Annotated in this window: 14 protein-coding genes; 6 read left to right on the top strand and 8 right to left on the bottom strand. The window is 72.9% G+C overall.

Annotated elements, in window-relative coordinates:
- Positions 1-124: 124 nt before the first annotated feature.
- The 5 genes from IO36_RS40705 to IO36_RS40685 form a co-directional block, all read right to left on the bottom strand.
- Positions 125-784 carry a SurA N-terminal domain-containing protein gene (locus IO36_RS40705; protein WP_037628196.1) on the bottom strand — a complete coding sequence of 220 codons (660 nt, stop codon included), beginning with the start codon at positions 782-784 and terminating at the stop codon, positions 125-127.
- Between the two features lie 217 nt (positions 785-1,001).
- Positions 1,002-1,829, bottom strand: a complete 828-nt coding sequence (locus tag IO36_RS40700; protein WP_037628195.1) for a glycoside hydrolase domain-containing protein — start codon at positions 1,827-1,829, stop codon at positions 1,002-1,004.
- A 174-nt stretch (positions 1,830-2,003) separates the two neighbouring features.
- Positions 2,004-3,488 carry a serine/threonine-protein kinase gene (locus tag IO36_RS40695; protein WP_280923781.1) on the bottom strand — a complete coding sequence of 495 codons (1,485 nt, stop codon included), beginning with the start codon at positions 3,486-3,488 and terminating at the stop codon, positions 2,004-2,006.
- 38 nt (positions 3,489-3,526) lie between these two features.
- The gene (locus IO36_RS40690) at positions 3,527-4,201 is read right to left on the bottom strand and encodes a hypothetical protein (RefSeq protein ID WP_037628193.1); all 675 of its coding nucleotides are present in this window, start codon (positions 4,199-4,201) and stop codon (positions 3,527-3,529) included.
- Positions 4,202-4,383: 182 nt separating this feature from the next.
- A complete protein-coding gene (locus tag IO36_RS40685; RefSeq protein ID WP_037628192.1) occupies positions 4,384-6,384 on the bottom strand; it encodes an N-6 DNA methylase in 2,001 nt (666 codons plus the stop codon).
- A gap of 196 nt (positions 6,385-6,580) precedes the next feature.
- Between IO36_RS40685 and IO36_RS40680 the strand changes: the two genes are divergently transcribed.
- The 3 genes from IO36_RS40680 (at position 6,581) to IO36_RS40670 (ending at position 8,315) form a co-directional block, all read left to right on the top strand.
- A complete protein-coding gene (locus IO36_RS40680) occupies positions 6,581-6,997 on the top strand; it encodes a hypothetical protein (RefSeq protein WP_158997767.1) in 417 nt (138 codons plus the stop codon).
- Positions 6,998-7,139: 142 nt separating this feature from the next.
- Positions 7,140-7,859, top strand: coding sequence for a hypothetical protein (locus IO36_RS40675; RefSeq protein WP_037628190.1), 720 nt, complete (start codon positions 7,140-7,142; stop codon positions 7,857-7,859).
- A gap of 90 nt (positions 7,860-7,949) precedes the next feature.
- Complete coding sequence (locus IO36_RS40670; RefSeq protein ID WP_037628320.1) at positions 7,950-8,315, top strand: hypothetical protein; 366 nt, start codon at positions 7,950-7,952, stop codon at positions 8,313-8,315.
- Between the two features lie 26 nt (positions 8,316-8,341).
- On the opposite strand, the gene IO36_RS40665 is transcribed toward IO36_RS40670, so the two are convergent.
- Together IO36_RS40665 and IO36_RS40660 are read right to left on the bottom strand one after the other, a co-directional pair.
- Complete coding sequence (locus IO36_RS40665; RefSeq protein ID WP_037628189.1) at positions 8,342-10,072, bottom strand: peptidase M16 family protein; 1,731 nt, start codon at positions 10,070-10,072, stop codon at positions 8,342-8,344.
- Positions 10,073-10,159: 87 nt separating this feature from the next.
- Positions 10,160-11,122 carry a hypothetical protein gene (locus IO36_RS40660; RefSeq protein ID WP_051901323.1) on the bottom strand — a complete coding sequence of 321 codons (963 nt, stop codon included), beginning with the start codon at positions 11,120-11,122 and terminating at the stop codon, positions 10,160-10,162.
- A 318-nt stretch (positions 11,123-11,440) separates the two neighbouring features.
- On the opposite strand from IO36_RS40660, the gene IO36_RS40655 reads away from it, so the two are divergent.
- Positions 11,441-11,884 carry a hypothetical protein gene (locus tag IO36_RS40655; protein ID WP_037628188.1) on the top strand — a complete coding sequence of 148 codons (444 nt, stop codon included), beginning with the start codon at positions 11,441-11,443 and terminating at the stop codon, positions 11,882-11,884.
- Here IO36_RS40655 and IO36_RS40650 read toward each other — a convergent pair.
- On the bottom strand, positions 11,874-12,362 hold the full coding sequence (locus IO36_RS40650) for an ATP-binding protein (RefSeq protein ID WP_037628187.1): 489 nt from the start codon (positions 12,360-12,362) through the stop codon (positions 11,874-11,876). The two genes, IO36_RS40655 and IO36_RS40650, sit on opposite strands and share 11 nt — an antisense overlap.
- A gap of 266 nt (positions 12,363-12,628) precedes the next feature.
- Here IO36_RS40650 and IO36_RS40645 point away from each other — a divergent pair, with 266 nt between their 5' ends.
- Both IO36_RS40645 and IO36_RS40640 read left to right on the top strand, forming a co-directional pair.
- Positions 12,629-13,480: a helix-turn-helix domain-containing protein gene (locus tag IO36_RS40645; protein WP_037628186.1), complete on the top strand. Its 852-nt coding sequence runs from the start codon at positions 12,629-12,631 to the stop codon at positions 13,478-13,480.
- Positions 13,481-13,483: 3 nt separating this feature from the next.
- A complete protein-coding gene (locus IO36_RS40640) occupies positions 13,484-13,666 on the top strand; it encodes a DUF397 domain-containing protein (RefSeq protein WP_037628185.1) in 183 nt (60 codons plus the stop codon).
- Positions 13,667-13,677: the final 11 nt, after the last annotated feature.

Below are 13,677 nucleotides of genomic sequence, written 5' to 3'. Positions count from 1 at the left end.
CCCCTCGAACGTAACCCACGCGACCGACGCCCCCGGAGTTGTCCACAGGCCGGGGAAGAGGCCGGTCCGCCGCATTGTCCACAGGCTCCCGGGAGGCGGCCGGTGCGCCGCCCCCGCCGCCGGACTACGCGGGCTGCTGACCTGCCGCCGTGGAGACCTCGCGCACCCACGGCGTCTTCGCGTCGACCCGGCTGCTCTTCTGCACGTCCCAGGTGCCGTAGCGCGGGTTCAGGTCGACGTGCAGTTCCTTGGACGCGGCGGACATCGCCTTCCAGAAGGCGGCCTTGCCGGCGGTGGTGTTCATGTCGATGCCGAGCTCACTGGCGAGCTTGCGGGCCTCGATCTCGGTGCGCAGGCTGTCGTCGAGACGCTTGGGCGCCACGCCGTAGTTCGACAGCCAGGCCGTCTCCAGCGCCTTCGGGCCGCCCGCCTGCTGTTCGAGAGCCGCACGCATCTCCTGGGTGTCCTTGCGGGTGACCTTCACCCCGGCGTTCCTGGCCGCCCGGTCCAGGACCCGGTCCAGGACCAGACCGTGCAGCGTGTCCCGGGTGAGGGTGCCGGTGCTCGCGACCACCTGCGCGTACTGGGCGTCGTCCTTGGTGGCGGCCCGCTGCGCCGAGCGCACCTCGTCCACCCGGCCCTGGAGCTCCGCGACGGTGATCCGGCTGCCGCCGACGACGGCCGCCGCCCCCGGATGGGCATCGCTGCCACAGCCGGTGAGCAGGGGGGCCGCGGCGACGATCGCGGCGGAGAGGACGAGCGCGGTGCGACGACGGCGGTGCAAGGAAGCCTCCCGAGGAGATTGTGCGACGGTGCACAAAGTCTTGCGGTGATCGATGGTAGGCAGTGGCCCGCCTCTCGGCCAGCCATTCGACCAACGATTCACGACGACTTCGGGCACCGCCGGACGAGGTCCGCCTCGCACGACGGCCGCGGTCCGCCCTTACGGGTGACCCCGGCCGCTCGATCGTCCGCCGCTGCCGCTCCGGCGGCCGCCCGCGTCAGCCGGTGATCGCGACCGGGGCGTCCCAGGCGTCGCGGTCCACCGTGATGGTCACGCCGCCGATGGTCTCCTTGCTGTTGACCATGTACTGGTGGGCGCGGCTGTGGTCGGTGAACTGGGTGGCGCCCCAGGGCCAGTCGCCGGTCGTGGTGTTCGACTTGTCCCACAGGGCGTACCAGAGGTTGCCCGGCAGGTCGGTCTTGTCCGTCGCGGTCGCGACGGCCTTGGCGCTGGAGCTGGTGAAGCCGTAGTACCCGGAGCGGTACGTCTTGGCGCGCAGGGCCTTGTCGAAGGAGCGCACGTACGTGAGCACGGCGTCGTTGCACGCCTTGTTCGTGATGTCGTACGACTCCATGTCGAGATAGACCGGGCTGCCGGCCTTCATGCCGAGGGCGGAGGCCTTGGCGACCGCGTCCGCTCCGTCGGCCGCGCCGAGCGAGGCGGCGGTGGCGGCGGTGATCTTCTCGGGGCTGCTTCCGGTCTGGCACGAGGGCTGGGCGCCGACGTACAGGGGGATGAGCTTCCAGCCCAGCGTGCTGACGGACTTCACCCAGGACGCGGTGAGGTTGGGCTGGCTGCATCCGCGGTTCTTGCCGCCGATGTACACGGCCGCGGCGCCGTAGAAGCCGGTGTGCCAGGCCTTCATCGCGGTGAGCGAGGGCGCGGCGCAGGTGTCGAAGGCGCGGCCCGTGAAGGTCTTCTGGGCGGGCCAGGTCGTGGCGGCCATGGAGGTCTGCGCGGCGACACCGGCACCGGCGACGACGGCGACCCCGGCCACGCCCCACGTGATGTACCGGCGCTTCCTCGACTGACGATGGTCGGACATGTGAACCCACCCCTGGTTGTGCCGGTGGTACCGGCCGGTTGTGCGATGACGGCGCACGTGGCTCGCGGCGGGACGCGCACGGCACGAAACAGCGCAACTTAACCGACCGGGCATGCCTGTTCGGGAAAGAGGACCCCTGGAAAGGCACAAGATCCTCCCAGGGAACGGCAAAGACTAGCGGCGCACCTGCCCCAGCCATTGCAGTGTCCGCCGGAGCTCGTCCGCGAGCGGGTGTCCGGGGCCGTACAGCCGCTCCACCTCGTGCAGCAGCCGGACCAGCGTGTCGCCCGCGGCGGCGCGGTCGCCGAGTGCCAGCAGCAGGTGACCGATGCGGCGGCGGATGTCGAAGGCGACGTCCGGGTCGCCGGCCGCGTACTGGTTCTCGTAGTGCGGCAGCAGCGCGCGGTACTCGGCGAGCGCCGCCGACGGGTCGCCCAACTGCTCCAGGCACTGGGCGGATTCGTAGCGGTGGCGCAGGGACTGGGGGTCGGCGGTGCCGGCTTCGGCGGCGCGTTCCTCGGCGAGGCGGCGCAGTTCGGGCAGCGCGCGCCGGTACTGGCCGTCGTCCATGAGCGTGGCCGCGTACTGCTTGCGCAGGGTGCGTACGACCGGGGAGTGCTCGCCGTGCTGCTGTGCGGCGGCGGGCAGGATCGCGCCGAGGATGTCGACGGCCTGGGTGATGCGGCCCTCGCCGAGAAGGCGCTTCACCTCGTCGACGGCACCTGCGACATCGGCCGTCCCGGCGGCCGGCGCGACCGGGGCGGGCGGGGGCGCGGGCGGGCGCGCACGGTCGGGCCAGGGGGCGAACGGGCGTAGGAAGGGACGCGTGGGGTCGAGTGGCGCCCCGGTGGGGGTTCCGCGTGCGGGCAGGAGCGGCACCAGGTGCTCGTACACCTCCTGCGCGGAGGCGGGCCGGTGCTGTGGGTCCTTCGCGAGCAGGCGCAGGACCAGGCTCTCCAGCGCCTCCGGGATCTCGGGGCGGAGCCGGCGCACGGGCAGCGGCGGCTCGTACAGGTGCCGGTGCAGCACGCCGAGCGCCGTCGAGCCGGTGAACGGCACGTCGCCGCTGAGGAGTTCGTGCATCAGCACACCGAGCGCGTACAGGTCGGTGTAGGGACCGACCGCGCCGCCCATCGCCTGCTCGGGCGCCATGTAGGCGGGCGAGCCGATGGGAGAGCCGGTGTGCGTGAGGCGCGTCGTGTCGGTGTCCATGACGGAGGCGACGCCGAGGTCGAGGACGGTCACGGTGCCGTCCGGTCTCACCATCACGTTGCGCGGCTTGAGGTCGCGGTGGACGATCGGCACGGAGTGCACGGCGCTCAGCACGGCGCACAGCTGCGCCGCGACCGCGACCGCCCACTGCCACGGGTAGGGGTCGTGTTCGGCCAGGTGATCGGAGAGGTCGGCGCCGTCCACGTACTGCATCACGAGGAACAGCTCCTCGCCCTCGCTCCCCGCGTCGTGCACGGTGACCAGGCCGGGGTGGTCGACCTGGGCGGTCACCCTGCACTCGCGCGCGAAGCGGCGGCGCAGTTCGTCGGTCTCCTGGCCGGCGACCTTGTCGGGACGCAGCAGCTTCACCGCGACGCGCCGGTCGAGCCGCTGGTCGTAGGCCGTCCAGACCTGGCCCATGCCTCCCTGGCCTATGAGCGTGGCCAGTTCGTACCGTCCGGCGACGACGCGCCCGGCCTCCGCGCTCACCGTCCGCCCTCGCGGTCGCCGTCGTGCCGGTCCCCGTGCTGGCGCAGATAGTCGCTGAGCTCGTCGAGTTCGGCACGCACCTGGTCGATACGGCCGGCCGGTGCGACGCGCTGCGACGGCGGCCGGGGCACCGGCGCCCCCGGCAGGTACGCCTGCGGTACGGGCGGCTGGGGCTGCGGGTGCGGCGGCTGCTGGGCCTGCGGGTGCTGCGGCTGCGGGTGCTGCGGGTGCTGATGCTGCGGTGCGAGGACGCCCGGGTACGGCGCGGCGGGCGGCACGGGGTGCGGAGATCCGTAGGACCCCGGGGCGGTCTGCGCGTGGGGCGGTGCGTGGCCCGCGGACCGCCGCCCCGCCTCGTGGAGGCGGATGTCGTGGACGAGGTGGTACGCGACGCTGCCGACGCCGAGGATCAGTGCGACGGCCAGCGCGATGTCGCCCCTGCGGTCGTTCTCCGGCACCGTGCCGACGATCACGAGCGCGGCGACGGACACCGGCAGCGACACCCAGGCCGCCACCCAGTCGAACCACCGTCCGCGCTGGAGCGCGACCCGGAACAGCGGAGCACAGGCGAACAGACCGCACGTCAGGAGCGCGGCCGCGGCGAACAGCACGCGCAGCGTGATGACGGTTCCCGTGCTGCGGGAGGGCGGCGCCCCGTCGTGGCCGTACATGACTGCTCCCGGGCCTGGGTCTCGGTGTCGGAGTCCGAGCGTATAGGCCGACCCGGATGGCCGGTCCCGGGTTGTACGGAACGTTGTCCGGCCGGTCACCTCGTACGACGTCGCAGGTGGCGCCCGGGTCCGGGCCCCACGACGGCCGGGGTGACGGGCGCGGCGCACGGGGCGCGCGGGGCTCAGCCCGGGGGCACGGTCCCGTCCGTCAGACCGTCGTACATGCCGCGCACGAACAGGTCGCCCAGCCTGCCCGCGTGCCGCAGCGCTCGCTCGAACTCGTCGAGCGCGTGGAAACGGGCGCCGTAGCGCCGCTGTTCGTCCAGCGGGAGCCGGGGCAGTTGCAGCCGGCGCACGTCGAGGCGGGTGGCGGTGGATGCGTAGCTGCTGGCCTGGCGGTTGTTGGCGGAGCCCCGCAGGAACCCGGCGAGGAACCACGGGTCGAGCGCCGCGGGATCGGGACGCAGCAGGACGAGGTTGCGTCCGAGGACGGCGCCGGCCGTCGTGCCGTCGACCACCCGGACCACCGAGCCGCCGCCGAGCACCGGCACGACCACGTCGCCCGTCTCCGTCAGCACGGCCTCCTCGTCGCTCTCGGGCAGGGTCCCGGTGGGACCGGTGCCGGCGAGCACGTCGTGGTCGGTGAGGACGGGTGCCCGCGTAGGGCCGCCGTTCCCGCCCGTACGCATCACCAGGGCGCTGCCGCGGGCGAGTTCGCCGACGGTGGTGAACGTCCAGCGGCCGGGCTGCGCCGTGACGGCGGGAGCGGGGGTGAGACCGGCGGTCAGGCGCAGCGTCCCGTCGAGGCACGCGCGCACGGCCGCGAGCTGCTCGGCGCCGTCGACCGCCGCCGGGGGCGGGAGGTGACGGGCCGGGGCGAGGTCGACGTCGTCGTCGAGGAGTTCGATGACGGGCAGGGAGCGCGCCAGACCGGGCCGCTCCTGGATCGTGCCGTCCCGGTCGTGGGCCCGCCAGGCGTCGAGCACGACGTCCCTGACGGCGCCCCAGTCCGGACCGCCGCGCCCCTCGCCGGCGAACTGCCCGGCGTCGGCGAGCAGTACCTCGGGCCGGCCGGGCGCCTTCTCCGGCCGGCGCAGCACCCACAGGTGCAGGGGGATGTTGTACGGGGCCGCGGCGCCGACCGGCAGCGCGACGACGGCCCGCAGCGCGCCGCGGCGCAGCAGGTCGGCGCGGATGCGGCGGCCGGAGCGGCGGGAGGCGGTGGCGGGCGGCATGAGCAGGACGGCGGTGCCGCCGTCCCGCAGCCGGGCCAACGCGTGCTGCACCCAGGCCAGTTCGGACTCGGCACGGGCCGGGAAGCCGTACTCCCAGCGGGGGTCGTAGGCCAGTTCGTCATGGCCCCAGTTGCGTTCGTTGAACGGGGGGTGGCACAGGACGGCGTCGGCGCGCAGGTGCGCAAACGCGTCGGCGCGCAGGGTGTCGCCGGTGGCCGCGCTCACGGTGGCCCTCCCGTGCAGGGCGAGCCGCAGCGCGGTGAGCACGGCGAGCTCGGGGGCGCTGTCCTGGGCGTGGAACTCCTGGCCCGGGCGGACGTCGCAGGCGAGCAGCAGGGCTCCGGTGCCGCAGGCCGGGTCGAGGACGGCGCGGGCGGGTCCGGCCACCTCGGCCATGAGGCGGGCGAGTTCGGCGGGGGTGGGCGTGTACTGGCGCGGGTTGGCGTCGAGGTGGCGCCCGAGCAGGAACTCGAAGGTCTGGGGGGCACCCGACTCGGCGGCGAGTTCGGCCACGCCGCGGAGGAGGGGAACGGAGGCGAGCAGCCGGGGCGTCCGGTCGAACGGCGGGGTGTCCGTCTGTTCCAGCGCGGTCGGCAGCAGGGCGGCGAGGCGCTCGTCGGAGCCTGCGCTCGCTTCCCGCCAGGCCGTCGGCCGGTCCTGGACGAGCAGCAGCACACGGCCGGCGTGGGCGAGTGCGGTGGCGGGACCTTCCGGGTGGCCGACGAGGTGCTGCCAGACGCGTTCCCGCAGGGGCACTTCGGCGAGTTTCCCCTGCCGGCGGAGCCATGCCTCGACCTCGGCGAGGGCGAACGACGGGCTGGTCTCGGTGCCTCCGACGGGCTTGGGGAAGTCGGCGTGCCGACGGCGCCAGTTGCTCACGGCCGCACGGCCGACGCCGGCCAGCCGTGCGATTCCGGCGGCGGTCACCTCGGTCGCGTTGTCCTGCACTCGCCCCGCTCCTCTTGTCGGCACCCGTGCCTGTGTGGCGTCGAGCATACCGACGCAGCCACGATTCGCCCGTTCACACCGTGCACTCAACTGAGTATGTGAACCGTGTTGACTCGATTCACAGGCTCTGCTGTGATGGACCCAGCCAAAGAGCGGCCGCCGTCGGGGCGTTCGCGGGAGGGGAAGAGTCGTGGGCATGATCGGCAGGGCCGCACTGAGTGCCACCGTGGGCCTCGTCGTCATCGGTGTCGTCTCGGCGAACGCCGACGGCCACGGCCGCGCGGGTGACGGCGGAGGCGGAGGCGGAGGCTCCTCGGCGTCCGCGGCTCCCCGGCCCGGCCCCCGGGAACACGCCGGCGGGGACGAGCGGGCGAAGGCCGCGTTCGCGGGGACCGGCGTCTTCCGGGTCCACCGGGACATCGCCCCCGGTACCTATCGCACCACCGGCAACACCGACGGCTCCTGCCACTGGGAACGCACCGGGGACACCGGCCCCGGCGCGGACCCGCGCATCGCGCGAGGCGACGTCACCGGCACGGCCGTCGTCACGATCGGCGCGAAGGACACCTACTTCAGGACGTCCGGCTGCACGGACTGGAAGAAGACCGGCTGACCGGCCGCCGCACACCCGGCCCGGCAGCACCGCCGCCGCACACCCGGCCCCGCGGCACCGCCGCCGCCGCTCCCGCAACCGAAAGCACCGCACGAACGGGCGTCCGGCCCGTTCCCACCTCACCTTCGAAGGACAGATCCAGATGCGTCATCCCTCCCGCGCGGCCAGGACACTTCTCGCCGCGGCCGTGCTCCCGCTGGCCCTGACGGCCTGTTCCTCGGCGACCGGCACCTCGTCCTCCTCCGCCACGGCGAGCAAGCCGTCCAAGGACCCCGACGCCGGCCTGCTGACCGGCGCGCAGCTCAAGAAGGCACTCGCGCCCGCCTCCTTCTTCGCCTCCGGCTTCGCGGTCGACCCGAAGGGCGAGCGGGACTCGGGCACCACGTACACCGAACAGAGCGCCGCCCCCGCGGCGAAGCCCGACTGCACCCTGCTCGGCGGCACCAGCTGGATAGCGATCACCGGCGACTCGGGCGTCTCCTTCGCCCAGAACGACTACGTCAGCAAGGACACGTCCGAGGACATCGCCCAGGAGATCGACACCTTCCGCGGCACGACGGCGGCGAAGGTGATGGCCGGCCTGAAGAAGGCCGTCGCCGCCTGCGCGTCCTACACGGACTCCGACACGCACACCAAGGTCAAGGTCACCGGTGCCGACACCACCGGTCTCGGCGACGCGGCCTACACCATCACGCTGACCGACAGCGCCTGGCAGAACGGCTCGACCCTGATCGCCGCGCAGTCCGGCACGGACGTCGTCACGGTCATGTCCACGGACGGCCACGACAACGGCGCGGCCACCGCGAAGAAGCTGGCCACCCGGATCGTGACCTCCCTGAAGGACGAACACGCGCACGCGTGAGCCGTCGAATGGGACCATGACGCCCCCGGGTGGTCTTCCTCGGGAACCCGGGGATGCTCCCGGGGGGTACATGGGGTCATCGGGGGTGTGATGGACAAGCGCTTGGAAGCCGGCTGGTTCCAGCGGCTGGTGTGGGCGGTCGTGGCGGTCGGATCGGTCGGTCTGCTGGTCTGGCTGCCGTTCCTCTACGTGGCGATCCGCCGCGGACGGGGGTCCGACTGGGGCGCGTTCATCGCGTTCGCGCTGTACGAGGTGGGGTCGGTGTCGTTGGCGAACGTCCCGGCCGACAAGGGGAACGCGGCCCTGGGCCTCGTCGCCATCGCCACCCTGGGCATCGCCGTGTGGCTGCTGGTGGGCCCGCTGTTCGACAAGCCCACGCCGCGCACCGGCGCGGGCCGGCTGCCCGGCGACCCCTGGGGGGCCGCCCAGACGCCCGGCAACCCGTACCTGCGCTGACGCCCGGGGCCGTCGCCCGCGGGCTCTCATCCCTTCCGGGTGCCGCGCGCGACCCTGACGGCGGGCCAGGCCAGCAGCCCGCCGACGCACCACAGGAAGAGGGCGAGCGCCGCCCACTCCCCCGTGGTGGTCTCCGGGTCGGAGAAGCCGAAGACGGTGTACATCAGGGCCAGCAGCGACCAGAGCCCGGCGAGGGTCCCGAAGATGACGAGGACGGCCTTCTGGCCCACGGTCCGCCGCGTCCGCTCGTCCGGCCGGCGGCCGGCGGCGGACCCGGGACCTCGGCCCTCGCCCGGGCCCGCGCTCTCCCGGGCGACGGGCTCGGGCCGCCGCTGTCTGGGCGGCAGCTGCACGGCCGTGCCCGCGGGCAGCGCCGCGTCGATCGTCGCCATGGTGTGCGCGTCGATCCCGTACTCCCCGGGCTCCACCTCCACGCAGATCCCGTCGGTGCCGATGAGCCGGCGTCCGCCGTCGGGGAAGCTCAGCACGGCCGCGCAGGCGCGGTAGGGAACGGTGACCGCGTCGCCGCCCGCCGTGAGGCTCACTCCCTCCGAGCCGACGACCAGGGCCGTCCCGTCCTTGCGGACGGACGCGAACCGCTTGCCCGTTACGGCGTACGACGACTTGGTGGGAGCGGCCGTGTAGCCGGCCCAGTCGGCCGTGTGTCCCGCGGGCGCCTGGAGCAGCGCGGTCCCTTCGGCCTCCAGCGCGACGGCGTGCACCTGCCCCGGGGTCACCGCCCACAGTTCGCCGCGCAGTTCGTCGAGCGTGCGTGGCCGCCGGTGGGCGAGCAGGTCCTCGGCCGCGCCGGGCAGCCGTCGTACGGCCGCGTCGGGCGCGGTCAGCGTCGCGTCGCTGCGTCCGCGTACGGCGTCGAGGTCGGCCTGGGCGATCCGGCCGGCCCGGAGCCCGGCGAGGACGTCGACGAATCCGCCGAGGACCGCGTCCTGCTTGGCGGGCAGGGCGTCCGCGAAGGCGGTGACGGTCGCGAAGCCGTCCCGCCGGGGGGCGTAGTCGCTCGCCGCCGTGTACGAGTAGCCGCCCTCCTGGCGCAGCGAGCGGGAGAGCTCGCGCTCCAGGACGCCCGCGTACAGCCGGGCGGCGGTGGTGTCGGCGACGACGGCGTCGAGCAGGACTCCGCCCGTGCCGTCGGAGAAGTAGGCGGGAGCGGCCGGAAGGGCGGAGGTGACCTGCGGCATCGGACGGCGCCGGCCGCCGGGCAGTGTCAGCGAGAGCCCGGCGGGCAGCCGCTCCCCCGCGACCCACAGCACGGCGTTGTCCCGGGTGAACCACGTCTGCGCCCAGCGCCGTACGTCCTCCGGCCGCGCCTGCCGCACGCCCCACTCGGGATAGCTGCTCAGGCCGTAGCCCTGTGCCCCGTACCGCCACAGCGGGAGCCGGCCCGTCTCGCGCCGGGCCTCCTCGGTCCGCAGGATCTCCTTCTCGGTCTCCAGCCGCTCCATGGGCAGGTCGGCGAGGGAGGCGCACACGCCGTGCAGGTAGGCGACGACCTCGTGCTCGGCGCCCTCCACATGGAAGTGGGTGAACGCCGCCTTGGTCGCCCCGTTGAAGTGATAGTCCGCCAGACCCTGGCGGTGCAGTGCCAGATGCTCGACGAGATGCGTGATCCCCGCCCCGGCGAGGGTCTCGTCGGCGACACCGACGCGGAAGACGAGTCCGGCCCGCACGGGCCCGGTGGCGTACGCGAAGAGGGTCGGTATGCCGTCGGTCTCGGTGTGATGGATGGCCTGGCTCATCGTCCGTCTCTGTCTCTGTCGCTGCCCGTGCGTCTGCCGCTGTCCGTGTCCGTGTGTGTGCCCGTGGCCGCCGTGTCCGGCATCGGCTCAGCCCCTTCCGGAGCGGCCGAGGGCGGCGGCGCGGTGGCGTACGTACTGCTCCCTGGCGTCGCCGAGATAGCCCCACGGGTACTCGGAGGCCAGATTGCCGAGCGCGCGGAAGTGCGGGGCCGCCCGGGCGGTGTCCCCGACGAGTGAGAAGAAGGCGGCGAACTCGCCCTGCACGCTGACCCAGCCGTAGCCCGGCCGGTGGTCCGGGTGCAGGACGGACCGTTCGGCGGCCTCGACGACCTCGGCGTGGACGTGGGGCTGCCGCAGGTACGCGGCGCGCGCGTTGCCGTCCGCGGGCAGGTCGAGCCAGTGCTCCATGTGCGCCTCGGCCACCAGTCCCCCGCTCAGCGCCCCCGCGGGCGCCGAGAGCAGGCACGCGCGGGCGAAGCCGTGCGCCGCCTCCCAGCTTCCGCCCCATTTCGGGCACAGCTGCTGGAGGAGCCGGGCCTGGCCGGTGAAGTGGTGCGGATGATGGGCGGCCAGCCGGTCGTACCTGCGCCGGGCCTCGTTCTGCCCGAGCTGGAGGCCCCGGGCCGTGTTCAGGCGCTCGGCCCAGGCCGAGTGGAAGGACGGGTCCAGGGCCGTCGCACGGATCAGCGCCTGTTCGCCCACCCGCAGGTGTTCGTGCATCTGCCGGAACTGGTCCCGGCTGACGTGCTCGGCCCGCGCGGCCGTGCGGATCGACCAGCCGATCGCCACTTCCCGGCTTCCGAGCATCGTCAGGGCCAGTACGTCGTCGGGTACGGCGGCGACGACCTCCCGCAGGAAGTCCTCGACGCCGGGCACGTCGGCGACCGCGCGGATCAGGACGGACCGGTCGGTCTCGTAGGGCAGCTTGTCGAAGTACGTCCGGATCGCCGCCCAGTCCCGTGCTTCGGCGGCCTGCCGCAGCCAGCCCGTCTCGGGGTAGGCGGAGGCGAGCTCGAAGTCGGGTGGCAAAAGGGTGGCGTCGGTCGGCATGGAGCGGATGGTAGGCCGAGGATCAGGTGCGATTTCCGCCGAGGCCGGAGGCACCCGAGGGGACAGAAAACTCAAATGCTGCATACAGGCTTCTGCTTGACCTCCCCATGAATGATCTTGACTTTCCCATGGGCCGAACTTGATGTCGTCTTGCGGGAAGTGACCGTTCGGCCTTTCCCTGGCTTGAAACACTCCTCGGGCAAGTGAGGGGAGTCGGGCCAGGACCGACGGGCGGGGGACCGAAGGCGGCCATGACGGCGGCCGGCGCGACCGGACCCGACGCCCCGCTCGTCCCCACCCGTCATCAGGAGTCCCTCCATGGCCATGAGCGCCCGCCGCAACAGACAACTGCTGGAGACCACCGCCCCCTTGCTCCTCCCGGGCGAGCAGGTCGAACTCACCAGCCTCGCCTCCATCGGCACGGTCTCGGTGCGCAAGCAGGCGCTGACCACGATCGTGGTCGCCGTGCTCACCCTGGGCATGGTGATGGCGACGGTCCGGCCGCGCGCGGCCTACGTCGTCCTGACGAACCAGCGGATCCTGTTCTTCGACGCCAACCAGGGCGGCAGGCCGGGCAAGCTGCTGATGAACATGGCCCGCCCGTACGTCACCGCGACCGCGGCCAGGAAGGCGTTCCTCGGCCTGAAGACGGTCACCCACCTGAGCGTCGAGGGCCAGGAGGGCACGCTGAAGGTCGACTTCCCGGTCCAGACCCGCGCGGACGGCCATGTCTTCGCGGGGGCGCTGCCGGTCACGCGCTGACGCGGCCGGCCGGGGTCGCCGCGGGCGGCGGCCCCAGCTCGCACCACAGCACCTTGCCGTTCCGGCCGAACAGGTCGTCGCCGAGCGGGTGGCCGCCCCAGGCGTCCGCGTAGTGACGCACGAGGAAGAGGCCGCGCCCGCCGGCCGCACCGGCCGGCACGGGACCGAGCACGCCGTACCGCCGGTCGAACGGGGGCGGGATGTGCGGGTCGGTGTCCCAGACGCTGATCCGCAGCCGGCTCCAGCCGAGGGCCCGGAGCCGCAGCGTCGCGGGCCCGCCGGAGTGCCGGTAGGCGTTGGTGACGAGCTCCGAGGCGAGCAGTTCGGCGGCGTCGACGATGCCGGACATCCCGTGCCCGCGGAGAACCGTCCTGAGGGTGACCCGGGCGACGCGGGGCGCGAGCGGATCGTACGGAAGCTGGAGGGCGTACGCCCAAGAGGGGGACGCATCGGACTTCTGCGGGGATACGGTGACCATGAACGCCTCCTGCGGTGGGGGTATTCGGGTTCGCTCTACCGGCCCGGCCGGGCGGTGGCATGCCGCGGGGGGTACGCCGCTGCGCGCATGACGTCGTACGGGGGTGCGGGGCACTTCCGGCTTATGGGCGGGGCGAGTTGAGCGACTCGGACTCCATGACCGTAGGGCCAATAGTGATAGCCCTGCTACCTTCCCAGTGATAATCCAGGCGGATTCACTCGTGCGAGGGACCGCAGCCGATCCGTCGTGCGACGAGAGGAACGGCAGTGCCGCCCACCAACACCCCGACCCTGCGGCAACGCCGTCTCGGCATCGAACTGCGCAAACTCCGCGAGAACGCCGGCCTCACCTCCACCGAGGCGGCGAGCAGCCTCGGCTTGCAGCAGTCGCGGCTGAGCATGATCGAGGCAGGCCGCTACCCGGTCGGCGCGGACCGCGTCCGCGCCATCGCGCGTACCTACGACTGCGCAAACGAATCCCTGCTCGACGCCCTCACGTCGATGACCGGCCGACGCACCCGCGGATGGTGGGACGAGTACCGGGACCAGCTTCCCGCGGATCTGGTCGACCTCGCCGAACTCGAGCACCACTCGTCCGAGTTGAGGGTGTCGCTCACCATCCACATTCCGGCCCTGCTGCAGACTCCCGATCACACGCGGGCCATGCTTCGAGAAGCCGTCCCCGCCTTCCGCGCCTACGAGATCGAGCACCGGCTCTCGCACCGCATCAAGCGTCAGACCGTCCTGCACCGCACCAGTCCCCCGCCGTACACCGCGCTGCTCCACGAGGCGGCCCTGCGTATCCGGTACGGCGGGACGGCCACCTCCCGGGCCCAGTTGGCCCACCTGCTCACACTCAGCGAGGAGGACCACATCACGCTCCGGGTGATCCCCTACGCCTGCGGCGGCTTCCCCGGAAACGGGCAGTCGATCAACTACGTGCACGGCTCCGATCCGCACCTCGACACCGTGCAGCTGGACACCCACCACGGCTGCGACTTCCTCGACGCACAAGCCCAGTTGGAGAAGTACCGAACTATCCTCGACCGCATGGAAACCGTCGCGCTCAAGCCCGCCCCCACCCGCGACCTCGTCAACGACATCCTCCGGAGCCTGTGAGCGGTGCCCCCCATAACCCCGTACGCCTGGCAGAAGTCCTCGTTCAGCCCGGATGGTTCGGACTGCGTCTACGTCGCCACCACCCCCACCGGAACGATCCTCCTCCGCGAGAGCGACGAGCCGGAGACCGTCCTCGCCACCGGGCCGCGCCAGCTCGGTGCGCTGATAGCCGCCCTGCGTGACTAGAGCAAGTGCTC

This window comes from Streptomyces aureus, from assembly GCF_000725495.1.
In the GTDB taxonomy this organism is placed as follows: Bacteria; Actinomycetota; Actinomycetes; order Streptomycetales; family Streptomycetaceae; genus Streptomyces; species Streptomyces aureus_B.
Note: the sequence above shows the minus strand (reverse complement) of the source record. Positions and strands in the feature narration are given on the sequence as shown.

Excerpts from the sequence above, each read along its gene's own strand:
- IO36_RS40700 (WP_037628195.1), bottom strand. The coding sequence starts at position 1,829 with ATGTCCGACCATCGTCAGTCGAGGAAGCGCCGGTACATCACGTGGGGC.
- IO36_RS40690 (WP_037628193.1), bottom strand. The coding sequence starts at position 4,201 with ATGTACGGCCACGACGGGGCGCCGCCCTCCCGCAGCACGGGAACCGTC.
- IO36_RS40680 (WP_158997767.1), top strand. The coding sequence starts at position 6,581 with ATGATCGGCAGGGCCGCACTGAGTGCCACCGTGGGCCTCGTCGTCATC.
- IO36_RS40675 (WP_037628190.1), top strand. The coding sequence starts at position 7,140 with ATGCGTCATCCCTCCCGCGCGGCCAGGACACTTCTCGCCGCGGCCGTG.
- IO36_RS40670 (WP_037628320.1), top strand. The coding sequence starts at position 7,950 with ATGGACAAGCGCTTGGAAGCCGGCTGGTTCCAGCGGCTGGTGTGGGCG.
- IO36_RS40665 (WP_037628189.1), bottom strand. The coding sequence starts at position 10,072 with ATGAGCCAGGCCATCCATCACACCGAGACCGACGGCATACCGACCCTC.
- IO36_RS40660 (WP_051901323.1), bottom strand. The coding sequence starts at position 11,122 with ATGCCGACCGACGCCACCCTTTTGCCACCCGACTTCGAGCTCGCCTCC.
- IO36_RS40655 (WP_037628188.1), top strand. The coding sequence starts at position 11,441 with ATGGCCATGAGCGCCCGCCGCAACAGACAACTGCTGGAGACCACCGCC.
- IO36_RS40650 (WP_037628187.1), bottom strand. The coding sequence starts at position 12,362 with ATGGTCACCGTATCCCCGCAGAAGTCCGATGCGTCCCCCTCTTGGGCG.